The organism is Chryseobacterium sp. II3a, assembly GCF_057815135.1.
Genome location: NZ_JBYPZJ010000001.1, coordinates 374,140 through 399,656, shown reverse-complemented (window position 1 = coordinate 399,656; position 25,517 = coordinate 374,140). Strand labels below are relative to the sequence as shown.

Below are 25,517 nucleotides of genomic sequence, written 5' to 3'. Positions count from 1 at the left end.
CAAAGGGCCAACTCCATGCTGCGGGGGTAACCGTTTCTATCGGGGCTATTTTATGAGTAATAAGCAATGAGTAATAAATGATATTATTTTTAGGTATCTATTTTACATATCAACATCAATAAGGAATGTAATCCTTAACTTAATTGAAAGAAGGATGCCAAAAATAAATTCTATTTCCTAGGCTTTAGCTAAAATAAAAACAGAAATCCCATTTATTACGTTGGGGATTCATTCGTAATTTTTTTCAAAAACTTTTCATTAGGTTGTTTAAATACGACAGGTTCTGTCGTTGTTCCGTAGTAGCTTTGTATGATCAACGAAGGATGGCATAAATGCAATGAAGGATCTTAACCATTATAAATATTTCATGTTAAATCACCTAAAAATGATTTGTATGATGTAAAAAAAGTTAAATTTGTAAAAATTAAAAAAAAACTAATATTCAATTTAAAAACAACAAGTGAATGAAAAAGATTTATCTCAGTGCATGTACTGTATGCACTATTCTTGGGCTTTCTGCCCAGGAAGTTCTATGGCAAAAAGACATCCAATCCTCTACTCAGGATTTTCTAAGCCAGGTGACGACAACAATCGATCAGCAATATCTTATTACAGGAAGCTCTATACAGTCAGGAAGCGGGAAGCTGGAGGCTGGAAGTAAGCAGAATAATGGCTATGATTTCCATTTGGTGAAACTGAACCAACAGGGAGAACAGGTCTGGGAAAAGTATTTCTCAGGAAATAACCATGATTATCTTTCTGCCACGGTATCTACCCAGGATGGCGGGTTTCTTGTAGCCGGAACTTCGTATTCAGATAAAGGTCTGGATAAAAAAGATGACTCCAAAGGTGGATCTGATATGTGGCTGATCCGAATCAATGAATTTGGAGATGAATTGTGGCAGAAAACCTTGGGAACTGTCTCTGATGAAGAAGCCAAAGCAGTCATTCAAACTACAGATCTAGGGTTTTTTGTTGCCGGAAATGTACAAAACGCCTCCAAAGGCTATGGCTCTAAAGATGTCTGGATCACAAGACTCGACAAAGACGGAAAAGAACTCTCTCAATTGATTTTAGGCGGAAAAGGTCTGGATGAAGTAGAAAAAATGATTCCAACAAGAGATGGGGGAGCCTTATTGGGAATCTATTCAAGGAGCTCCGAAGTTAAGGATTCTGGGGTTAGAAATCCTGAAAGTAAATCTTCGACTGGAAATACTACTAACTATAACCTGATATCTGCTGCCTCAAAACAAAGCAGCAACTTCGGTGAAGGCGACTACTGGATCGTCAAACTGGATAAAACCGGAAAAGTAGAATGGGAAAAGAACTTTGGAGGGAAAGGAGATGATCATATCAGAACCCTGGCTCTAACGTCAAACGGTTATATCATTGGTGGAGAATCCCGATCCGAAAGATCCGGAAACAAAACCGTCGGCATTGAAGAAGGCACAGACCTTTGGTTGATTGCATTGAATGAAAGAGGCGATGAGCAGTGGCAGAAATCCTACAATTTCAAAAACCGTGATATCCTGATGGGAATGAGTGTGATCCAGAGTCAGGAGCCGAGAGCCAAGAATCAAGACATCACCAAAGGAATTTTATTAGGAGGGTATACCCAGGCCGAAGGAAGAATCGAAAAAGATGATGAAACATTCTGGATGCTGTATCTGGATGGCAACGGAAACGAACAGTGGAGAAAGCATGTAACAGGAGAATCCAGGCAAAAAGAAGAGCGGCTTTCAGACCTGAAATTAAACAGAGACGGTTCTATTGTGTTAGCCGGAACCAGTGCCAAAGAATTAGGCAAAGAAAACTGGAAGATTGTAAAGCTGGGCGACAAGCAGGTGACTGATTTGATTGCCAAATATGACATCAAGATCTATCCAAACCCAGTATCAGATTATGCCTATGTAGAAATCGGCTTTGATTTTAAGGAAGCTGATATTATGCTGTATGATATGAGCGGAAGACAGCTTCAGAATTTTAAAACAAAGAATAAGGTGACCAAGATGAATACCCAGGCTTTGATACAGGGAGCGTATTTAGTGACCATAAAAACAGATAAAAACAAGACAGCGAATGCAAAGCTGATCAAGAAATAAAAAACATTAATCATGAAAAAAAACTATAAAATACCTTTATTCCTTTTATTATTATCTGGTATCAGGATATTTTCTCAATTTGCCAATTTAACTAATGTTGTTCCTACAACCCCCGAAATGTCAGGATTGGTAAAAAGGGTTGATATTCCTGTTAATTACTCTTCAGGGGCCATTAACTATCCATTGAATATTTATACTTTAAAAGTTAAAGACCTTGAGATTCCAATTACATTGAATTATACATCTACCGGATTTAAACCCGGTGAAAATTCCTCTAATATTGGACTTGGCTGGGATCTGGAAGTAGGAGGTAAAATTTCACATAAAGTGAATGGTTTGGATGATCTTCATTCACCCAAAGAATATTCAGTTTTCCCCAATGGCTTTCCGGTTGACATGCCAATAAAAATTGATTTTGTTAATCCTAGTGCATTGAACTATCCTGAATATGGGCTTTTACGTGATAATTCAAATGCCTTATTAGACGAGAACGGAACTTTCATGCGGAATCCAGTTAATCGTATAGACACCGAACCTGATATTTTTCATTTTTCTTACCCAGGAAAAAGCAGCAAATTCTTTTTAGACAAAGATTTCAATGGAAAACAAATGCCGGCTGGAAAAGAAAAAATACAATTTGACGGGCTTAAATTTATAATTACAAATATTCAAGGTGACATTTATGAATATGCTGTTCAGGATGAGATTACTTTACAATCAGATATGGTTCTGTTAAGTGGCTCTTGTCCTTATAGCGGAGGGAATCTCATCTATAATAATTATTACTTATCAAAAATAAGGACTAAGAATGGTGATATCATTGATTTTTTATATGATTATGTTGATTATGCTTATGATAACCCCGCTTCTTATGTGAAAGGCAGTACCAAAGATTATTATAATATTCCAGAAGTTTATACAAGTTCTTTTGAAGTTAAATATTTATCTAAGGTAACACAGCATACTCTTCCCACCTTGAAAGAAATTAAGGTTAACACAAAAACAAAAGTTTCCTTTGAATACAAAAGCACCCCTAGAGGAGATGTAAAAAATAATTTTGCCAGAAAGATTTCGGCACTTGATAAAATAAAAATTCAGGAAGGAGGCAGTAGCTTTACAACAGTATTTGAACAATCTTATTTTACAGAAATGGGAGTTGGTGATTATATTACGGATAAAACAGCTTGGCTTAAATTAAACAGTGTAAGAATAAATGATAAATTATATTCATTTACGTACTATGAAGACCTTATGCCGGGAAAAGATAGTGAAAATAAGGATTTTTGGGGCTATTACAGTAAGTCAGCATACGGAAGATATAATGAGAAAGATTTTAGAGAGTATTTTTATTTGGGAGGCAAGAAGCCAGATCTTGAGAGCAGTCAGACTACGTTGTTAAAAGAAATTGTTTATCCAACAAAAGGAAGTGATGAGTTTATTTATGAAAATAATACTTATGATGAATTAGGATACCAAGAATTTAGTAAAAAGATAATAAGTGCCGGAGTTTATTATACCCCCGAATTCGATAATGGTGATGGTTATACAGAAACAGTAAATTTTGTGGTAGACAAGCCAACTGTATTTTTGTTAACGTATAATATTCCGTTTCAACCAGGAGGAGCTACAGCAGAAGCTAATGTGACTTATGATTTACGAAATAATACAGATAACACGTGGTTTCAATTTCCTGGAATGTCTGGGCATGGACAGACAGAGGTCACCTTATTCCCAGGATCATATACTTTATCTATGACAGCTAAGGGACTTCCTGATCCTTTTGTAATGCTTTATGCGGAAGAAACGGTTAAAACATATACGGGAAGGAAAAACCTTGTGGTTGGAGGAGTAAGAATTGGGAAAATAATTTCAAAGGACTATAATGGGAACCCACTTTTTACCAAAAATATTAATTATAACGATGAAAATAATATTTCCACAGGAAAAATCTATGATAAACCACTTGTTACCGAATTGGAACGAGGCTACACCTTTAAATATTATCCAGAGTTTTGCAAAGTACTTGATAAGTATTTTAATTATAGAAAATATTATAGTACCACGATAAGTGATATTTTAGGGTATAATGGTGCTACTGTATTCTATCCTAAAGTGACGGAAAGTATAACGGATAATGGGATTGATAAAGGGAAAACGGTTTATACCTTTTATGATGAGGATGATGGAAAACTATATTATGATACCCCTTATCTTTTATTTAATGATAATTCATGGAAGCGGGGATTTATAAAGAAACAGGAAATTTTTGAAAAAGGAAATCCAGTTCCTATTAAAACCATAACGAATGATTACTCATTTATTCAAACTCCATCAAGTAAACAAATAGAATCCGGACTAGATTTTACTGCTCCTACTAAACCTAATGAATTTCATAAGATGAGTTACCAAATTTTTGTTACCAGCCCGGAATATTTCCTTACTTGTGTGCCTAAAAACCCGGCTGCTAATTTTGATTTTTATGGAAAAAAACTAGTGTCCGCACAAGTAAATAAAGACAGGGAAATTATAGAAGAAAACCTGAATGGAAAATTATTAAGAACAGAAACTGAATATTTTTATAATAACCCATTACATATCCAGCCTACATCGCAAAAGATTACATTTCCGGACCAGTCTATCCAGGAAACAACTTTTCAGTATGCTCATGAGAAGGGAAATCATTACTTAATTAATAAAAATATTATTGGTCTTCCTTTGGAAACTACTATTGTGAATAAATTATATTCAACAGATACTGGGAAAACTACTTCCAAGATCGTTACATTTTATCCAACTTCTGAGACTGAAGCAAGTAATAAAACATCTGGATTACCATTGCCAACTTCCGTTGTATCCTATGATCTTCAGAATCCTACAGTAGCCTCTAATGAAGTGAACTATGACAAATATGATTCTAAGGGAAATGTCCAACAGTATACTACTAAAGGTGGTGCTTCAACGGTTATTATCTGGGGATACAACCAAACCCAGCCTATTGCCAAGATTGAAAATGCAAAACTGGAAAACATTAGCCAGTCTTTAATTGATAGTATTGTGAATGCTTCTAATACAGATGCTTCTGCTGAAAGAAATAATGACGAAACCAATTTACTGAACGCTTTTAATACTTTTAAGAATAATTTACCCGGTTATCAAATCACCACGTATAGTTACGACCTATTAATCGGAGTAAGAAGCATTACCCCTCCATCCGGAATTAGAGAAGTTTATCTTTATGATGATGCGGGAAGGCTTAAAGAAATCAGAGAGCATAATAATACCGGAAAACTGTTAAAAGAATTCAATTACCATTACAAAAACTAAAACGATGAAAAAAATTATAATTCCCATAGGTATACTGCTGATCAGTCATTCAGTACATGGTCAGCTCACCCAGGGAGAAAACTATATCCAATCCAAGACCTATCTGGATTACAATGGGACTACCCCTTCAAAAACCTCCGAAACCGTTCAGTATTTTGATGGTTTGGGAAGACCCAAACAGGTGGTCAATGTAAAAGCATCTCCATTGGGAAAAGATGTAGCAGTTCATATTGAATACGACCAGTTTGGAAGACAGGTTAAAGATTATCTTCCTGTGCCCCAATCAGCAACTCTGAATGGCGGTATTATTCCCAATCCGTTATCTAATGCTTCCCAGCCTAATATTTATGGCTCAGAAAAAATCTATTCAGAGAAAGTATTGGAAAATTCTCCATTAGACAGAATCCAGCAGCAGGTTCAGGTAGGTAACGATTGGAGTGCTAAGCCTGTGAAATTTAGTTATGAAGCTAATATAGCTGATGAAGTGTATCAGTTTATTACGACCACTACTTGGGAAAAAGGAGCCACAAAAAGTACTGTAAGCTTATCTCCAGGTAGAGTATATGCTCCCTCAACATTGTATAAAAATACTGTTACTGACGAAGACGGCAATCAAACTATAGAATTTAAAAATGGCAAAGGACAGGTTATACTGGTAAGAAAAACGACAAGTCCTGCATATTGGGATACGTATTATGTGTATAATGAATACGACCAGTTGGCTTTTGTACTTCCTCCCAATGCTATTCATAAGCCTGTTAATGATATCCTTCTTGATGATCTTTGCTACCAGTATCGTTATGACGGAAGAAACAGGCTTGTAGAAAAGAAACTTCCAGGGAAAGGCTGGGAATATATGGTTTATGATAAACAAGATAGACTGGTTCTTACTCAGGATGCCAATTTAAGGTCACAGGATAAATGGCTGTTTACAAAGTATGACCAGTTTTCAAGACCAATTTATACAGGATTAGTAGACAGCCAGCCAGGCAGAATTCAACAGGCTGCTGCAATAGAAGGCCATGGTTCCAATAGCGAAGTCAGATCTGCTAACAGTTGGAGTAATAGTGGAATGGACGTCTTTTATACAAGTAACCAAGCTTATCCTACAACTAACTTTAAGCTTTTAAGTGTCAATTATTATGATACCTATCCAGGGTATAGCTTTAATCCACCATTTCCTTCAACAATTCAGCAAGAAGAGACTTTAAAAGAAACAATCTCCTCTGAAGGAAAAAGTACCAAAGGACTTCCTGTGATGAGCCTGGTAAAGAATATTGAAGATGATAACTGGACCAAAAACTACAGCTATTATGACACCAAAGGAAGAGTGATCGGCACCCATTCTATCAATCACTTGGGCGGGTATACCAAAACAGAATCCAGACTGGATTTTGCAGGAATCCCACAAGCAGTCTATACTTATCATATAAGAAGACCAGGAGAAGCAGGAATCTCAGTAAAAGAGCGCTTTGTTTATGATCATGGAAACCGATTAAAGGAACATTATCACCAGGTAGATAGCAACCCTGAACAGCTATTGGCTAAAAACAGTTATAATGAATTATCACAACTGGCTAACAAAGAGGTAGGAAATAATTTGCAGAGTATTGATTATGCCTATAATATCCGGGGTTGGATGACAGATATTAATCCTACCCAGATGCCCTTGTCAGATTTAGGAGGTAAATTATTTGCCTATAAAATTAAGTACAATCAAAAAGATGGAATTGACAACCCAGATCCGGCTCAGTTTGCAGGGAAAAATGTAGTTCCGAAATACAATGGCAATATTGCAGAAGTGGATTGGAGGTCAGTGACAAGTATAGGGGCCAATCCTTCAGTTACTCCCAAAAGATATGGCTATGTATATGATAGTTTAAACAGACTGTCCGCTGCTTATTATCAAAATCCTACCAATGCCTACAGTAAAGAAAATATAGAATCTTTAGCCTATGATTTGAACGGGAATATAACCAGCCTTTATAGAACAGCTTTATTTAATACCGGAACCAATACCGCTACGGTCATTGATAATCTTGCGTATTCATATACCGGAAATCGGGTTATTTCAATTAATGATAATTCTAACAATTCTACAGGATACGAAGGAGGAGGAAGACCAATCAGCTATGATGCCAATGGTAATATGAAAGATATGAAGGATAAACAGATTCTAGGTATTAGCTATAACTATTTGAATTTACCCAACAGCTTTACCCGTGGTCCCGAATTTAGTACCACTAATCTCTATCGTGCAGATGGGGTGAAATTGCGCAAAAGAAATGTTGAAATGGCAGATGGCATTAATGGCACTGTTACCAGTATAGCAGACATTGATTATTTAGATGGATTTCAGTACAGCCATACAGCTGTTGAGGGCGGAGGCGATACTGGCGGAGGAGGTCCCATTGAGTTTTCGATGTCTCCTATGAGAAGAGCAATGGAAATAGAGGCCTTTTCTATAGAAGAAAGAAAAACGTCTGCCAAGACCTTAGAATTAAAATTCTTCCCAACAGCAGAAGGATTTTATGATTATGAAAAAGATCAGTATATTTACCAATACAAGGATCATCTTGGCAATGTGAGAATAAGTTTTGGAAGAAACAGCACAGGCGCTCTTGAAATTACAGATGCCAATGATTACTATCCATTTGGGATGAATCATCTGAAGTCAGGAAATGCATTCTTTGGACAGAGTACATATAAAAATTATAAGTACAATGGGAAGGAGATACAGGAAAGTGGGATGTATGATTATGGAGCGAGGTTCTATATGCCTGATTTGGGAAGATGGGGTGTGGTGGATCCGTTGGCAGAGAAGATGACCAGACACAGTCCATATAATTATGCTTTTAATAATCCTTTGAGGTTTATTGATCCAGATGGTATGGCACCTAAAGATGATTTTAGACTAAATAAAGATGGCTCCCTTAACTTGATCAGAAAAACAAATAGTGACGAAACAAAAGGAACTCACACAATTTATAATTCTGACTCATCAGAAGCTTTAGTTGTTAATAAGGATCTTATTGATAAAAAAGTTGAAGGAGAAAACAAGATGTATGGTGGGACAGCCACATTCTTGATTGAATCAAATAAAAAAGACGCTCAAACGATATTTAAATTTATGGCTAGAAACACCAAGGTAGAGTTTGGTTTAAATGAATATCAATTTAAGGAAGGAAAAGTGTCTATAATATCCACGAATCATGAATCCAATGTAGATACTGCTCAAGCTTGGTTTAATTATTCATTCTATGGAAAAGGAAAAGATTTAAAAATATTGGATAACTGGCATTCTCATCCCAATGCAACAGATTTAAAAGAATTTAAACCATCAGGTTACAACTCAGATGGCACTCCAAATGATTATACTGGAGATAGACAATACTATAAATATTTAAAAGAAAGTAATGGTGCAGGACTACCTCAATATTTTAATATTTATGGTACAAAGGTAAAATCAACTGTTCAATATAATGATCAAGTAATGAAAAAAATCAAAAAACTATGAAATCCTATATTTTAATTTTTCTTTCATTTATTTATCTGGCTTGTGATTCATCGTCGCAAAAAAAAGAAATGCTACCAAATAAGAATGAAATATCTCAAACAGACTCTGGAGTAAAACTAAATCTTATTACAATTAAAGAACCTTTAGAAAGAGAACTGAATGATTTTATAAAAAAGCTAGAAAAGAATGGACATGATAAAAAATCAATTCTTATCTATTTAAAAGATCAAAATGAGAATCATATGGATATTCTCTTGGCTAGTGATACGCCTAAGGAGATAGAGAACTTAAATGGATTTTCTGTCTATAATAATTATACACTTTATTTCTTTTTTAAAAATATTGAGAATAATTGTATGATAAATATTGAAAATAAGACTAGGAACGAAAAATTTAAAATTTTACCACCTGCTCCATATAATAATCCACAGAAAAGAATAGTTTTTAAAAAATGCACTAAGATTAAAGAGGAATATAATGACGGTTGGTAAGCTATAATACCTAAGTTTATCAGTACAAGTACAACGGCAAGGAGCTTCAAGAGACTGGGATGTATGATTATGGGGCAAGGATGTATATGCCTGATCTTGGAAGATGGGGTGTTATAGATCCGCTGGCTGAGAAGATGAGAAGATGGTCACCATATAACTATGCATTTAATAATCCTTTGAGGTATATTGATCCGGATGGCAGACAAGGAACAGATATTTATGAATTGAATAAAAAAGGAGAATTAATTTGGAGAGCAGCATCTGAAAGAGATGTAATTTATGCTTCCAAAAATTTTGATAAGAATAGCAATCTTAACGCTAATAATGATGGTGGTGTAGATGTGGGAGAAAAAGGTTATATTAAAAATAACTCTCAGGAAAAAACATTAAGTTCGCCAATTACAGATAACGAAGGTAATAGCAGTGATAAGCTATCTACATTAAGCTTCCATAATAATGAGTCAAAAGCTTCAGAAGTTGCAGAGTATTTTTACAATAATACGAATGTAGAAACAGCAAATTCTACTTATAAATCGTCTACTTCGGATAGTAATTTTTCTGTAATATCAACTTATCATTTACCTAGTACTTCTCCGCTTGATCCCAAAGGAACGGGATTAATGTCTAATTTTTCAGTAGGAGGCGATAACTTTTTTCAAAGTAGCTTAACAGCACAAGATCATAACCATCCCCTTGGTTATCAATTATCTCCTAGTGGATTTAATTATGGGGCAAAAGGCTTTAAGGTAAATACTTTTGACTGTAATGGAAAAAATTGTGATGTTAATGTAGCAAAAGCTCATGATAATATCAAGCTAAGAGTGTATTCAACTGTTTTAAAAAAATATATTAGATATGATGGATCCAGTGCAAATATTGAATAGGATATTATTTTTATGTGTTATATCATTTACAACTTTAAGTTGTTCAGCACAAAAAATCAATGTAAATAATATTGTTGATACTTATATTGATTACTATTCTTCAAGAAATAAAATTTTTAATCCTAGTAAAACATTTTTACAATTAGGAATTGATAATGAAGAGGATAATCTTAAAGAAAAAAATATCCATATAAATAATAATTGTTTTGATTGTATGGGAAAAATTAATGAAAAAGATTCAATAATTGAATATAGAGGTTATAAAGTAGTTATCTACGCAAACAATGTTGAGAATAAAAATATTTTGTTATCAAATTTTAAAAATACTAAGAAGACTAACGCCTTTTTTCTAAATAAATTTGACGATAATATAATTAATGACGATGGAAGTTGGACATTTAATTATAATGAAAATGCAAAAATATCTTTTTTTTGTAATAGTAATCCTATGAAAAATATGAAAGAGGATATGAAAGAAATTAAACAAAAGCTAGGTATACAGAATGTCAGAGATTGTGTATCAGCTCTACTAAACGATACTAAATGAAACATAGAACCACCGCAACTGCGGTGGTTTTCTTGTTCTGTTTTCATTTACAAAACAGAACAATAGAAATAAACCTTTGGGATAATGTTTAGGTATAGAATAAAAGGTTTGAATTTTTTATATTTGTAGTAATGAATAAAAAATCATGATGAAAAAACTAAAGAGTCTACGAAAACAGCGGGGCTATACTTTCATTGGTATGAGCTTCTAATTTATGTCCTATAAAAAAAATCAGAGCATTTTGCTCTGATTTTTTTATGATTGTATTCTATCTTTTAAAATGGTCTTTAGGAAAGAATAATCTCTTTCACTCATTGATTTTCTGGGAAACATATAACTGTATTTTCCTTCAAGGGAAATGAATTCATTATTACTGTCAAAAAATTCGAAGTCTTTCCATTCACTGGTTTCTTTTTCGCCATCAATATTGACTGTAAAAAAGTTATGATCGAATCTTATTTCGTAAACTTTACATTTTTCCAGTGTGTTCAGATAATGATTAACCTGTTTTTTCCATCTTGAGACTTTATTAACACTTACAGAGAGAAAAACGGCACATAGCAATAAAATAAAACTGAAAAAGTATAAAATTCCCTGACTTTCTTTGCTGAACCATCCTTTAAAAAGAAATGCAACAAGTAAAATCACTGCAGCTGCAATCGTTGTTATGGTTTTGCCTTTTGTGGTAGGAGAAAAAAGCAGACTTCCTTGATTGCCGCTAAAATAAATATCTTCAAAATTCTTTCTCTCAGGTTTTAATATAATCACTTTTTCCTCACTCATAATACATTGTTGCTTTAAAAAGCTACAAAACTAAGCTAAATATCTTCATATTGGTCACTGATGGCAGAAAGTTTATTCATTAGTTCTCTGTTTCTTCGTTTTAAAGCATCCAGTTTCTTCAACATATTATGAATCACCTCCAGACCCGGAAGATTGATTTCAAGATCATAATGCCAATTGGCAAATTTTTCCAAATCAGGCAGATCTTCATACATGAGATAATGCACTTCATTTTCAATCTGTATATTCAGCAGACCATAATCTACAAGCTCATCAAAAAAAGTGATTTCTATATTGTATATTCTTACGAGTTCTTCCCGTGATATTCTTTCACTCATAGCCTAGGAATTTTTAAGTTGTTCAAAAAGATCTTTCTGCTTATCGGTAAGGTTTACAGGCAGTTTCACTTCATAAGTTACAAACAGATCGCCATGCTCTCCCTCTTTCTTATAGATCGGGAACCCTTTTCCTTTCAATCTTACAGTCATTCCGCTTTGGGTTTCTGGTTTAACTTTAAGATTGACACTTCCATCCAGGGTATTCACCTTTACATCTCCACCTAAAACTGCGGTATATAAATCAATAATGACTTTTGTTTTAAGGTCGTCTCCTACTCTTTCAAAATTCGGGTCTACAGGAATATTGAATGTGATATAGAGATCTCCACTAGGTCCTCCATTCATTCCGGGATTTCCGTGGCCTTTTAATTTGATTTTCTGTCCATCATAGACACCGGCTGGAATTGTAATTCTTACTTTTTTACCATTGATTTCAAAAGTTTGTGGATGAGTTACTGCAGCATCCTTCAAATTCAAAGTTAATTCTGCCTGTACATCCTGCCCTTTGAACTTTCCTGAAGCTCTTCCTCTTGAACTTTTACCAAAACCGCCAGATCCGCCAAACATATCCTGGAAGAAATCTGAAAAATCTTCGCCTTCTCCAAAGTCCGCACCAGAGAAACCACCACCATAACTTTGATGTTGCTGATACTGTCTCTGTTGCTGTTGAGCTTTTTCGTACTCCTCACCATGCTTCCAATTTTCCCCGTATTTATCATACTTTGCACGATTTTCCGGATTACTGAGAACTTCATTGGCTTCATTCAGCTCTTTGAATTTTCTTTCTGATTCTTTATCATCAGGATTAAGGTCTGGATGAAGTTTTCTGGCTAATTTCCGGTAAGCCTTTTTAATGTCATCCTGAGTTGCGCTTTTATCTACGCCTAAAATTTTATAGTAATCTATATAAGCCATAGAAACGATGTTTACTCAAATTTATGAAATTTAGGTCTGAAAATTGCATAACAAAGTGTTAAAAATAAACCTATCTTTGATAAAAACTACCACATGAAAGAGGTACTGAAAAACTACTCCGGAATCTTATTTTTACTTCTGGGAATCACCATCGGAAGTATTATAGGAATCGTTGCTCCGGGTTTTGTGGAATACATTAAACCGCTGGGAGACATTTTCCTGAATCTTCTTTTTGTAAGTGTTGTACCTCTGGTATTCTTTGCGGTATCGAATTCTATAGCGTCTCTGGAACAGCAGTCCAAATTTGGAAAAATCATCCTTATCATGGCACTTACCTTTCTGTTTTTTATTCTGACGGCTGCTATATTTACTATCTGTGCAGTTTATCTGTTCCCTGTTTCAGGAGTTTCGGGAAGTTCTGAAATGATAACCGAAGCTGCGAACGAAGACAGTTGGGGAAATAGAATTGTAAGTTTCTTTACCGTAGGAGAATTTACAGCTCTTTTTTCAAGACAAAACATGTTGGCACTTCTTATTTTTGCCTTCATGACTGGGTTTGCAGCCAGAAAAACAGGAGATGCAGGACAACCATTCAGGATTTTTATAGCCTCAGGATATGAAGTGATGAAAGAACTTCTTTTATTGGTCATGAAGCTGGCGCCAATTGGTCTGGGAGCTTATTTCGCATATCAGGTTTCTACATTGGGGCCGCAGCTTTTTGGATTTTACGCTAAACCTTTAGGCTTATATTATGTTGCCGGAATTATTTATTTTCTTGTTTTCTTTTCTATTTATGCCTTTATGGCGAGTGGACAGAAAGGAGTGAAGAGTTTTTGGACAAATGCCATCTACCCAACTCTTACCGCTATCAGTACCTGTAGCAGCTTTGCTACCATGCCTGCCAATTTACAGGCAGCCTCTAAGATTGGAATTCCAAACTCTATTGCTAATCTAGTGATTCCTATTGGAACAACCTTGCATAAAAATGGGTCTTCAATGTCTTCGATTATTAAAATCTACGTGGCTTTTTTAATTATTGGAAAAGACTTTTTTGATCCGGCCAATTTACTTTTAGCTTTGGGAATCACTGTATTTGTAAGTATTGTAGCAGGTGGAATCCCTAATGGCGGATATATTGGAGAAATGCTAATGATCTCTGTCTATAAATTGCCTCAGGAAGCTATTCCGGCAGTGATGATTATCGGAACACTGGTAGATCCTTTAGCTACTGTTCTGAATTCTGTGGGAGATATTGTCGCCGCGATGTTTGTCAATCGATTTGTGAAGGATTGACCGTTCATATGAATTTAACGATACAAGATTCTCTGAATTCAAAAACCACAAGAGATTTAAACACTTAATTAGTGTTAAGCTAAAAATATTGATGAGTATGAAGTACACATAAGTTTCAGAAAATCTTTGATTGTCTTATCCGTAAATATCTGCGAAATTTGTGCAATCTGCGGGAGATCAAAAATCACAATGCTTTATTTATGAGCTGCGATAATTGATTTCATCGTCGATGAAGCTATGTGATTCCTATGTGGTTAATAGAAAAGAAAGCTATACAATCCGGCAAAAATCATCTTGAAATGGAATGGTGAGATTCTTCATTCGTCAGAAATCGAAGATTCGGCGTAGCCAATGACAACAGGTATGAAGTGATATAATTATCAAATTTTAAAGCTTATTCGCTGCGTTTTACGGGTTCCAGATTTTCATATTCTTCCTGGGTAAAAAGCCTGTATTGTACTTTGAATGTTTTTCCTAATGGAGTTTCCAGGGAAAAACCTCCCGGCCCGAAGCCGTCAGTGACATCAAGGGTAAAATGAGAGTATTTCCAGTACTCAAAAAGATCGCGGTCTATCCAGAATTCATGTCCGTTAATGGTTCCGATCATGGCATCATTCATTCTTGGAAAAAATCCGCCTTTTTCGAAACATTGCGGCTGGGTTCCCTCGCAACAGCCTCCTGCCTGGTAAAACATCAGCGGACCATATTTTTCTTCAAGTTCACGGATAACTTCAAGCGCCTTTTCTGTGGCGGAAAGTCTTGATATTTTTGTTTTCATTTTTCTTATTTTAAAGGCATTTATAAAAGATCCCGGTAAATAAATTTTAACCGGGATCAATCACTTCATTATTTAATTTGAGCCTGCAATATCTAATACGATTCTGCCATCAATCTGCCCTTTTTTCATTTTATCAAAGACCTCATTAATATCTTCTAATTTTGCTGAGGTTACTGTAGCTTTCACAAGTCCTTCATTGGCAAAGTCTAATGCTTCCTGCATATCTTTTCGGGTTCCTACGATAGATCCTCTTACAGTAATTCTCTTTAATACAGTTTCAAAAATAGGGAGTTCAAATGATCCTGGCGGAAGTCCGTTAAGAGCAATGGTTCCTTTTCTTCTTAAAACGTCAATTCCCTGTTTGAATGCAATAGGCGAAACGGCAGTAATCAATGCTCCATGCATTCCTCCTACTTCTTTATGAAGATATTCACCAGGATCTGTATTTTTTGCATTCACAACAATGTCTGCGCCTAATTTTTTCGCCAAATCAAGTTTGTCATCTGCTACATCAATAGCAGCAACATGCATTCCCATTGCTTTTGCATACTGTACTGCCACATGACCCAAACCTCCAATTCCTGATATAGCAACCCATTCACCGGGTTTGGTTTCAGTTTCTTTTAGTCCTTTATAAACTGTCACCCCAGCACATAAAATAGGAGCGATTTCCAGAAAGTTCACATCTGATTTTAAGTGTCCTACATATCTTGAATCTGCAATTACATATTCCGCAAATCCTCCGTCTACACTATATCCTCCATTTTTCTGAGCTTCACAAAGTGTTTCCCATCCTGTAATACAATAGTCACAGCAACCACAGGCACTGTAAAGCCATGGCACTCCTACTGCATCACCTTCTTTTACAAAAGCTTCAGGGCCACAAGCTACTACAATTCCCACCCCTTCATGCCCGGGAATAAGGGGCATTTTAGGTTTAGCCGGCCAGTCTCCATCTACTGCATGTAAATCTGTATGGCAAACACCACAGGCTATAACCTTTACAAGTACTTCATATCTTCCAGGGGCTCTAACAGGAACTTCTTCAATCTTCAGCGGCTGGCCATAGCCTTGCACTACCGCAGCCTTCATCGTTTTTGGGATCATATTTTATTTTTTAGGTGAGTTTTTATCATGGTTATTTGAGTAATTATCCGATTCTCATTTTAAAAATTTACTTTTTAGTGTAGATGTACATTAATAGTATCTTTTTGCGTGAGGGATAGTAAGGGCGGCGAGGAACGAGCCGGTGCGGAATATTATGGAGCACCGAAACGAAGTGAAGCCCTGCATAGCCCGACCGTTTGCCTCGGAAAAAGCCAAGGCAATCGGGCACGTCCTACATAATATTAAAAGAAACCTAACTTATTTTTATTATAGGAGATCAGCATATTTTTGGTCTGACGGTAATGGTCAAGCATCATTTTATGATTCTCCCTTCCGATTCCTGATTGTTTATATCCTCCAAAAGGAGCTCCTGCCGGATAAGAATGGTATTGATTTACCCAAACTCTTCCTGCTTCAATCTGACGCGGAATATTATACAATTGGTGCGCATCTCTCGTCCATACGCCGGCTCCTAATCCGTAAATGGTATCATTGGCAATTTTTACCGCTTCTTCTTCATCTTTAAAAGTCGTAAAGGCTAGTACAGGACCGAAGATCTCTTCCTGGAAAATTCTCATTTTATTGTTGCCTTTAAAGATCGTAGGCTGAATATAGAATCCGTCTTCCAGATCTTCTCCAAGATGATTCACATCACCCCCTACCAATACTTCAGCTCCTTCATCTACTCCCAACTGAATATAGGAAAGGATCTTTTCTTTTTGAATTTTAGAAGCCTGTGCTCCCATCATTACTGTTTTATCAAGCGGATTTCCAACTTTAATCGCTTTTACCCTTTCGATTACTCTTTGGATGAAAGCATCTGCTATTCCTTCCTGAACCAGAAGTCTTGACGGGCACGTACAGATTTCTCCCTGGTTAAGGGCAAAAAGTACAGCTCCTTCAATGGCTTTATCCAAAAATTCATCATCAGCATCCATGACAGAATTAAAGAAAACGTTAGGTGATTTTCCACCTAATTCCAACGTCACAGGAATGATATTCTCCGTAGCATATTGCATTACCAAACGTCCTGTAGCTGTGGATCCTGTAAAAGCAGCTTTAGAAACCTTAGGATTGGTAACCAGCGCTCTTCCAAGCTCTGCACCGAAGCCATTGACGATATTGACAACTCCTGCCGGTAGTAAATCTCCTATGAGCTCCATAAGAATCATGATAGAAACAGGTGTACTTTCTGCAGGTTTTAGAACTACACAATTTCCAGCAGCTAATGCCGGAGCCAGTTTCCAAGTAGCCATAAGAATCGGGAAGTTCCATGGAATGATCTGTGCAATAACTCCCAGCGGCTCATGAACGATCAGTGAAACGGTATCTTTATCCAATTCATTGTGAGATCCTTCTTCTGCACGGATGACAGATGCAAAATACCTAAAGTGATCAATAGCCAATGGAATATCAGCTGCTAAAGTTTCTCTGACTGCTTTACCGTTATCAATGGTTTCTACTGTAGCGAGGTATTCTAAATTCTGTTCTATTCTGTCAGCTATTTTATTAAGAATGACACTTCTTTCTGTAGCGGACGTATTTTTCCAGGTCTGGAATGCCTTTTCAGCAGCATCTACAGCCAGTTCCAGGTCTTCTTTTGAAGAATGGGCTACCTGAGTAAAATTCTTCCCATCAACGGGTGAAACTACATCAAAATATTGGCCTTTAACGGGCGGAGTAAATTTTCCGTCAATATAGTTATCGTATCTGCTTTTGAACTCGGGACGCTGCAAAAGTGTTGTTGATCTTGGTTCTGTAAGAGTGCTCATATCAGTATTTATTTTAATTTTTCGATACTGCCAAATTACAGGGATACTTGAAAAACCTATAGCACAATCGTATAAAAAAAGTGTAAAATAATACAGAATTCAATTTTATTATTTTCTTAACTGTAACGTTGGATCAAATTTATTATATTTGAGTTACTGCCTTTATCAAAATATTTAGAAATGAATAATAATAGCAAGTTTTTATTAAACACTCCTGAATTACGCAAGGAAAACCAATTATTGAGTCTTGTTGAGAACCAGACAAAATTCAATCTAAACAATTGTGAATTCAGTATTTATGAGACCCATAAAGCTGCTTTCGGAGTGAAACTTCATTTTGAAAATATTGCTTTTACAGCTATGCTGAGAGGTAAGAAACACATGAAGCTGGATAACAAAACCAGTTATTTTGACTATTCTCCCGGAGAAAGTATTCTGGTAGCGCCAGGTGAAACCATGGTTATTGATTTTCCTGAGGCTGATGATACTCCTACACAATGCATCTCTTTAAGTTTAAATCCTGACTTTATAGAGAGTTCTCTTAATCATTTAAACTATAATCTTCCCAAGGTGGATGAAGCCTCACAATGGAACATTCAACTGGATGAGTATTTTCTTTTTAATAACCAGGCGCTTGCTTCTGCTACTAACAACATTATGAGAATAGCCATGGATGATAATTCGCAAAAGGATATCATGGCTGACTTTGCACTGAAGGAACTCCTGATTCGGCTTATGCAGACACAGGCCAGAAGCATGGTGGAGAGAAATATTGTAAAAAATAAATCAAGAATCGGGTTTGTAGTAGATTATATTAAAAGAAACCTGCACCAGAAACTATCAATTGAAAGTATAGCCAAACTGGCTTATGTAAGTAAATCCAACTTCTTTAAGATGTTCAAAGATGAACTGGGAACTTCCCCAAATGATTTTATTCTGCAGGAAAGAATCAGCAAAGCCAAGGAATTGCTGGCCACTCAAAATAGTATTAAAGAAACAGCTTACCAAACCGGATTTTCAGATACTAATTATTTTACGAGGGTTTTTAAGCAGCTGGAGGGTGTTACTCCTAAAAGTTACCAGAACAGGATTATTATCCGTGAGTAAAATTGCTGATCTTGATGCAAGGTTAATATTAACTCTTTTATATGATTTGGTTCTCAAAATAAAAAAGAGCCCCATTTTCATGGGACTCTGCTTATGTATATTAGAAATATTATTTCTTAATAGTCATCATTCTGTTGAATGTTCGGGTTAGCCTGAATAGCATTAATTGGAAGCGGCCATAACCAGAAATGGCTATCTGCTGCAAGTTCCTGTGTCATCGCAGGTGTTCCGGTACCATCAGCAATATCTCCTTTATTAGATCTTTTAATAGATTTCCCTAATCTTTTCAATGTATACCATCTGTCATTTTCAAAAGCCAGCTCCAATCTTCTTTCTTTCAAGATAGCATCTAAAAGAGCTGTCCCAGCTTCTGTTCCAGGAGTGAATGAAGTATATCTTTCTTTTCTCAACTGGTTTAACAAAGCAAGAGCTGTCCCTTGATTTCCTAAGTTGTAAGAAGCTTCAGCTACGTTAAGCAATACTTCTGCAGTTCTCAGATACTTAACTGGAACAATGTTCACAGGTCCACCGTTACCTGAATATTTAGTAATGTGGTTATACATTTTTTTGTTGTACAAAGCAGTAGTGAAGTAAGCTGTTTTTCTTACGTCATTGCTAGCAAACATATTGAAGAAATCATAATCTGCAACAAATTCTGATCTGTACTGACCGTCAATTAACTGGTTGTAAGCAACCCCTACTGTATTACGCTCAGGTGCAGCATTTGAAATCTGGAATAAAACTCCATCAGTAATTTTAGCTAATCCTTCATTTTCTTTCCAGATACTGTTAAAGTTAGCCAATGTTGTAACACTTGGAGAAAGCCCTAAAGCTAATTGACCATATTTTACAGTATTAGCATAGTCTCCCTGATAAAGATATACTCTTGATAATAATCCGTATACAGCAGCTTTGCTGAATCTTCCTTTATCAGCATCATTCTGAGTAATTTTATCAGCTGCTAGTAACAGGTCATTAATGACTTTCTTATATGATTCATCTATTGATAAACTTCTAGAGGAATTATTATTCAAAGGATTAAAAGATTCAGAATAATAAATTCCGTATTTATTCTTTGCTTTGAAGTTTTGAGTTGGAATAGCGGAGTATGCTCTTAAGATATCAAAATGAGCAGCTGCTCTGATTGCTCTTGCTTCCGCTTCTACATTATCTTTTTGAGTACCAGTTAATACTCCGTTATTTAAATAAGAAAGTACGAAGTTAGCTCTGCTTACTACAGCGTATGCAGCACTAAACAACCCTGTAGTCTGTGAAACATCTGCAGAGAACTCAAAGTTTGCAGCTGCAGCGTTAGAGTTTCTTCCACCGTCTGAAATAATAAGGTTATCTGTAGTAAGATCACCCATAATAAGCTGGCTACCTGTATCACTCGTGTAATATCCTCCACTTTTAAATGCAGTATAAGCTCCATCTAAAGCCTGTCTGAATGATTCTGGTCTCAACATTGCCTGCTCTTCAGCTTCATTCACTGATGAAATCTGATCCAAATTTCTTTCACAAGACGTTAACGATACAAAAACAGTCAACGCAGCTAAACTTATTTTTATTATATTCTTTTTCATAAAGCTATTCAATATTAAAATTCTAATTGCATTCCTACCATGATCGTTCTTACAGCAGGATAAGTATAAAGGTTAAATGATCCTGGAACAAATAATGATGCAGATTCAGCAGATCCTACAGAAATTTCAGGTTCTCCGTGGAAATTAGTAAATGTAAATAAGTTCTGCCCCTGTACAAACAGTCTCAGTTTATTAATCGGAGCATCTTCTCCAAGCGCTTTTTTATCAAATGTATATCCTAATGTAAGGGATCTTAATCTCAAGTAATCTGATTTCTCAATCCACTGATCAGAATCACGCATACCGTTAGAGTCTACTCTTTGGAATACCCCCGTATCACCTGGAGTTCTCCACATATTAGCAGCTGCCTGCGCCATGTTTCTTCCCGCTTTAGCCTGGGTTGGGTCAACAGCAAGAGAATACATGTTGTTATATGTATAACCTCCTAACTTGAATGTGAAGTCTGCACTGAAATCGAATCCTTTATATTGAAGGGTAGTTCCAAAACCTCCGAAGCTTGTTGGGAAAGGAGATTTATCTGTAAGTGCAACAGCATCAGAAGCACTATATTTTTCTGTAATGTTTCCTGCTTTATCGTAATATTGAGCATTTCCATTATCTGGGTTTACTCCTGCAAATCTAACATTATAGAATACATATGGAGTTTCACCTACTTTAAGATAAGTGTATCCTAGGTTTCTTTCAGTCTGTCCGTCTGCTAGTTTATCAAGAGTTGATTTCTGGAAAGAGATGTTAGCACGTACAGTCCATTGGAAATCTTTCTTTCTCATCACGTCTACACTTAATTCAGCTTCAAGACCTTTCTGAGTCATATCACCAGCATTGATATATTGGTAATATGATCCTTCCTGCTTATCTAATGGTACTAGTTGTACGAAATCTTTTCTCTTGTTCTGGTAAACTTCTACGGATCCACGAATTCTTCTCTTCCACATTACAAAGTCAACCCCTGCGTTGGTTACAGCATTAGATTCCCATTTCAGATTCTGGTTACCAATGATATAAACTTTTTCGGTAGTGTTATAAGTTCCAGGAAATAAAGCCGCGTTATTTCCGTATAAATCGAAACCAACATTCGCTACGTTATAATAATCAGATAATGAACCGTCATTCCCGGTTGTACCATAAGAACCTCTAAGTTTCAAATCATTGATGAAACCACCTTTCATGAAGTCTTCTTTAGCAATATTCCAAGCAGCACTTGCTGACCAGAAGATGCCGCTCTTGTTATTAGATCCAAATCTTGAAGAAGCATCTCTTCTTAATGAGGCAGTTGCTAAATATTTACCTTCATAATCATAGTTTACCATACCTGCTAAACTGAAAAGAGTATTTCTGATTTTAGATCCGGTAAATGTATTTCTGTCTGAAGGAGTCGTGATAGAAGGAACACTAAGATTTGTAGATTTTAATCCATAAGCACTTGCATTCACTGTTTCAGTGAAGTTATCGTTATATTCGATAAATCCTAAGAAGTCAAAGTTATGTTTTCCGAATGATTTCTTATAGTTTAATGAGTTGTTCCATGTATAGTTAAACGCATAGAATGAGTTTTTCGCTAATGAACCTGTAGGAACTTTGTTGGTAGTTAAATCCAGGTTAGATCCCTTTTTCATCCACGTGGTATTCATATACCAGTCGTAAAGCCCATTGAAATTCGTTTTAAATTTCAATCCGTTCGTGATCTTATATTCTCCGAATAAAGTTACCGGGATTCTTAATCTCTGATCTTCAGATCTGTTATTACGGATCTGCTCTACAGTGTTAGAACCCGCTCTCATTTTCTGATTGTAGCTTCCATCTGGGTTATAAATTGGCTCGTAAGGAGCATATTTATACATTGCCGCAAATGGGTTCTGTGTATTATTTCTGTCTCTGAAGTTTTCTGTAACCTGATACTGAACACCAAGGTTAACTCCAACGTTTAACTTTTCGCTCAGTTTATTAGTGAATCCGAAGTTACCTGTATATCTCTTAAGCCCGTCTAGGTCTTTAAGAATACCATTATCAGCATCATATCCTAATGAATAGTAGAATGTACTTTCTCTGGATCCTCCCTGTGCACTAAACAAATAAGACTGAATGCTTGAAGGTCTCAAAAGATCTTTTTGCCAGTTGTGGTCATAAGCAGCAAGAGCATCGATTTCCGCCTGAGATCTTGGCACTACTTTTAAGTATCCTAACTCATTCTGGTAGTTCATTAACTCTCTGGCGTTCATCATTGTAAAGTTCTTATCCTTCAGCTTTTCACTGAAACCAAACTTACTTTCAAATGAATAGTTAGTTTTCCCAACTTTTCCAGCTTTAGTTGTTACTACAACTACCCCGTTTGCTCCTCTCGCACCATACTGAGCCGTAGCAGCCGCATCTTTAAGAACAGAAATTGATTCTACGTCTGCAGGGTTGATTGCACTAAACTGTCTAGCAGTCATGTACATACCATTTACTACATAAGTAGGTTCAGAAGAACCACCAACACCAGCAACCCCTCTTACCATAATAGTAGCGGCAGAACCCGGCTGTCCGGTAGCACTTTGTACATATACCCCTGAAGCTCTACCCTGTAAAGAGTTTCCGATAGATGTTGTAGGAGAGTTTCTTCTGATAGCATCTCCACTTACAACGGCCTGAGCCTGGGTAATTTCATCTGCTTTTTTCTTCTGATATCCAGTAACGATTACCTCATCGATCTTATTCTCCTTCAGAATAGAATCATTCTTAGATTTTTGCGCATAGGCAGCTTGTCCTAAAAAAAACAAAGCTCCAGCACTTAATACATGTAACTTCACATTCATATTAACAGATTTTAATATATTCAAGGGGACAAATATGTTAATAAATATTAATACCATCAATTTATTAAAACCTGAAAACCGCCCACCAGATAAGGGTTATTCTCAAATAACTCTAAAAAACAGTAAAGAAAAAGTTTAATTATAATTTAAATTTTAGCAAATAATAAAACATTTTAAGCATTAGTGGGATTTTAAAGAAAATCAAAATAAAAATTAATGTACATTAATTTAAAATATTAAATGAAAAAAATTAACAATAAACATTTATATAAGCGAAAAAAATAAAATAACCAATCTCCGATTTTTGCCTAAAATCAGTAAAAAAAAGCGTACTTTTTCTTAAAACAACGTGAAAAATAACCTGATAAAAATCAGGAAGACTGCCTAAAAAGGCAGTCTCCGTGAAAATAATATTAAAAATCTGTTAATATATGATATCCAGAAATTAGTCTAAACCAGCTTACTTTTGAGAATATTTTCTGACTTTATTTTGCCATTTATTTTATATTTTTCACAAAATAAACTGTTTTATTTAAACCAATCTTGGAAATTCATTTTTTACCAACCCGGATTTTGTTGTGCCGCCAGTGTCGGATTATTCACAACTTCCTCGTTAGGAAGCGGCCATAAAACTCTGAAATCTGTTTTAGGAATCATTGCAACCCCCAATGGTCCTGTATATGGAGTTCCTAAAGTAAAAGAAGCCCCAGTAGGCATAGCATTTGCCATTTTAGCAGGAATACCAGGAGTAGGTACTAAATCATCATATAGCAATCGGTGGATATCTCCCCATCTCATCCCCTCTCCTAAAAATTCAATTCTTCTTTCTGTTATAATAGCATCTACTAAAGAAGCAACATCAGTAAACGAAGCTGCTGTATATTGCTGAGTAGCCGGAGTAGCCAACGACCTGTTTCTCACTTGATTCAACTGAGTAATTGCCATTGCTGTATTACCTAGTCTGGCATTAGCTTCCGCCATAGATAAAATAACTTCGGCATATCTCATGATTGGAGACCCATCTGACAAGCCACTAGTATCTTTGTATTTATTAACAAATTTAACCCCTGAAGCCGCAGTTCTTACCATTAAAGTATCCCTTCTTCTTTTATCATTAGTCATCCATCGTGGATTTCTCCAAATAGCAGGACTAATACAAACCAGAGATCTGTCATTATATATAGATGCAAGTCCAGCATTAGTACCAGGGTTAGTATTTGCTGAATTTTCAATACTAAAAATAGACTCTGTATTATTATAGTTACTTTCTTTTAAAAATGGGATTTCAGGAGTCACAGTAAGACTATAAACAGCACTTAACTTCGCTCCTTCTGTAAGCACTTTATCCCATTTTCTCATATTAAGATATGCTCTAACTTTTAAAGCAATAGCAGCCTCTTTAGTAGCTCTGGTAATTTTAATATTACCATTTCTTGATTTTCTAGACACTGTCAAAATTTCTGCCTGATCCAAATCAGCAAGAATTTTAGTATAAGTTTCAGCGACAGTTCCCCTTCCTACTTTAAGTGCAGTTTCAATAGCTGCTGGGCTATTAATTGCAGTTGTACGATATGGAACTCCTGGATGTCCAGCATCAGCTGTAAAATTATAAGGACGTGAGAAGTGCTTTAACAATTCCAAATGAGCTAAAGCTCTTAAAAAATACATTTCCCCTAAATAATTATCACGTACAGCAGCTGTAATAACACCAGTCTCTCCAGCTTTCTTCAACCCATCTATTGTGATATTTGCTTTATTAACCAATCCATAAGCATTTGTCCAATAGTACGAATTATTAGGAGACCCTCCGTCGTAGGTTGCTGTATAAGTTAATTGGTAAAAAGTTGATGTATTCACCATATCTTCACCACGCATATCATTCTGCTCCACATAAGCAGCTCCAAACACATACCCTCTAGGAGTATTAGCTGCATCAGGCGCCGTTTTATAAACGCCATTCTGAGCAGCATTATATACCCCCATAACAGCAAGATCAACATTCACAGGTGTTGTAAAAGCAACATCTTCATAAACATTATTATAAGGCTGCAAATCCAACGTTTCTCTATCCGAACATGAGTTTGCTGTAGCCATTAATAATGATACCGATAAAACTGACAGTCCTATTTTTATTATATTTTTATTTTTCATTGTTACCTT

Annotated in this window: 16 protein-coding genes and 1 pseudogene; 8 read left to right on the top strand and 9 right to left on the bottom strand. The window is 35.8% G+C overall.

Translation table 11 applies throughout. The features are described from left to right. Positions 1 to 464: 464 nt before the first annotated feature. The 6 genes and pseudogenes from AC3HD6_RS01875 (at position 465) to AC3HD6_RS01850 (ending at position 10,865) form a co-directional block, all read left to right on the top strand. On the top strand, positions 465 to 2,102 hold the full coding sequence (locus AC3HD6_RS01875) for a T9SS type A sorting domain-containing protein (protein WP_488894813.1): 1,638 nt from the start codon (positions 465 to 467) through the stop codon (positions 2,100 to 2,102). Positions 2,103 to 2,114: 12 nt separating this feature from the next. Further along, positions 2,115 to 5,426: a hypothetical protein gene (locus AC3HD6_RS01870; RefSeq protein WP_488894812.1), complete on the top strand. Its 3,312-nt coding sequence runs from the start codon at positions 2,115 to 2,117 to the stop codon at positions 5,424 to 5,426. A 4-nt stretch (positions 5,427 to 5,430) separates the two neighbouring features. Next, the gene (locus tag AC3HD6_RS01865; protein WP_488894811.1) at positions 5,431 to 8,943 is read left to right on the top strand and encodes a DUF6443 domain-containing protein; all 3,513 of its coding nucleotides are present in this window, start codon (positions 5,431 to 5,433) and stop codon (positions 8,941 to 8,943) included. Continuing rightward, positions 8,940 to 9,434: a hypothetical protein gene (locus AC3HD6_RS01860; RefSeq protein ID WP_488894810.1), complete on the top strand. Its 495-nt coding sequence runs from the start codon at positions 8,940 to 8,942 to the stop codon at positions 9,432 to 9,434. Before AC3HD6_RS01865 ends, AC3HD6_RS01860 begins: the two co-directional genes overlap by 4 nt. Positions 9,435 to 9,451: 17 nt before the next feature. Then, positions 9,452 to 9,637, top strand: a pseudogene (locus tag AC3HD6_RS01855) (RHS repeat-associated core domain-containing protein); the annotation flags it as partial. A 652-nt stretch (positions 9,638 to 10,289) separates the two neighbouring features. Further along, a complete protein-coding gene (locus AC3HD6_RS01850) occupies positions 10,290 to 10,865 on the top strand; it encodes a hypothetical protein (RefSeq protein ID WP_488894809.1) in 576 nt (191 codons plus the stop codon). 255 nt (positions 10,866 to 11,120) lie between these two features. On the opposite strand, the gene AC3HD6_RS01845 is transcribed toward AC3HD6_RS01850, so the two are convergent. From AC3HD6_RS01845 to AC3HD6_RS01835, 3 genes are read right to left on the bottom strand one after another with little or no spacing between them, the layout of a single operon-like run. Beyond that, positions 11,121 to 11,648 (bottom strand): hypothetical protein, encoded by a 528-nt coding sequence (locus AC3HD6_RS01845; protein WP_488894808.1) that lies wholly within the window; start codon positions 11,646 to 11,648, stop codon positions 11,121 to 11,123. Between the two features lie 35 nt (positions 11,649 to 11,683). After that, a complete protein-coding gene (locus AC3HD6_RS01840; RefSeq protein ID WP_488894807.1) occupies positions 11,684 to 11,986 on the bottom strand; it encodes a chaperone modulator CbpM in 303 nt (100 codons plus the stop codon). 3 nt (positions 11,987 to 11,989) lie between these two features. After that, positions 11,990 to 12,901, bottom strand: coding sequence for a DnaJ C-terminal domain-containing protein (locus tag AC3HD6_RS01835; RefSeq protein WP_488894806.1), 912 nt, complete (start codon positions 12,899 to 12,901; stop codon positions 11,990 to 11,992). A 93-nt stretch (positions 12,902 to 12,994) separates the two neighbouring features. Between AC3HD6_RS01835 and AC3HD6_RS01830 the strand changes: the two genes are divergently transcribed. Further along, on the top strand, positions 12,995 to 14,194 hold the full coding sequence (locus AC3HD6_RS01830; RefSeq protein ID WP_488894805.1) for a dicarboxylate/amino acid:cation symporter: 1,200 nt from the start codon (positions 12,995 to 12,997) through the stop codon (positions 14,192 to 14,194). 394 nt (positions 14,195 to 14,588) lie between these two features. Here the strand turns inward: AC3HD6_RS01830 and AC3HD6_RS01825 are convergent, their stop codons facing one another. The 3 genes from AC3HD6_RS01825 to AC3HD6_RS01815 all read right to left on the bottom strand — a co-directional run bounded on the left by AC3HD6_RS01825 (position 14,589) and on the right by AC3HD6_RS01815 (position 17,851). Then, on the bottom strand, positions 14,589 to 14,972 hold the full coding sequence (locus AC3HD6_RS01825) for a DUF779 domain-containing protein (protein ID WP_488894804.1): 384 nt from the start codon (positions 14,970 to 14,972) through the stop codon (positions 14,589 to 14,591). Between the two features lie 72 nt (positions 14,973 to 15,044). Beyond that, positions 15,045 to 16,079: an alcohol dehydrogenase AdhP gene (gene adhP, locus AC3HD6_RS01820; RefSeq protein WP_488894803.1), complete on the bottom strand. Its 1,035-nt coding sequence runs from the start codon at positions 16,077 to 16,079 to the stop codon at positions 15,045 to 15,047. A gap of 242 nt (positions 16,080 to 16,321) precedes the next feature. Then, on the bottom strand, positions 16,322 to 17,851 hold the full coding sequence (locus tag AC3HD6_RS01815; RefSeq protein WP_488894802.1) for an aldehyde dehydrogenase family protein: 1,530 nt from the start codon (positions 17,849 to 17,851) through the stop codon (positions 16,322 to 16,324). A 180-nt stretch (positions 17,852 to 18,031) separates the two neighbouring features. On the opposite strand from AC3HD6_RS01815, the gene AC3HD6_RS01810 reads away from it, so the two are divergent. Further along, a complete protein-coding gene (locus tag AC3HD6_RS01810; protein ID WP_488894801.1) occupies positions 18,032 to 18,958 on the top strand; it encodes an AraC family transcriptional regulator in 927 nt (308 codons plus the stop codon). A 116-nt stretch (positions 18,959 to 19,074) separates the two neighbouring features. On the opposite strand, the gene AC3HD6_RS01805 is transcribed toward AC3HD6_RS01810, so the two are convergent. From AC3HD6_RS01805 to AC3HD6_RS01795, 3 genes are all read right to left on the bottom strand, one after another. Further along, positions 19,075 to 20,541, bottom strand: a complete 1,467-nt coding sequence (locus AC3HD6_RS01805; RefSeq protein WP_488894800.1) for a RagB/SusD family nutrient uptake outer membrane protein — start codon at positions 20,539 to 20,541, stop codon at positions 19,075 to 19,077. A gap of 14 nt (positions 20,542 to 20,555) precedes the next feature. Next, the gene (locus tag AC3HD6_RS01800; RefSeq protein ID WP_488894799.1) at positions 20,556 to 23,357 is read right to left on the bottom strand and encodes a SusC/RagA family TonB-linked outer membrane protein; all 2,802 of its coding nucleotides are present in this window, start codon (positions 23,355 to 23,357) and stop codon (positions 20,556 to 20,558) included. A 558-nt stretch (positions 23,358 to 23,915) separates the two neighbouring features. Then, entirely contained in the window at positions 23,916 to 25,508 is a 1,593-nt protein-coding gene (locus AC3HD6_RS01795) for a RagB/SusD family nutrient uptake outer membrane protein (protein WP_488894798.1), read from the bottom strand. Between the last annotated feature and the right edge of the window lie 9 nt (positions 25,509 to 25,517).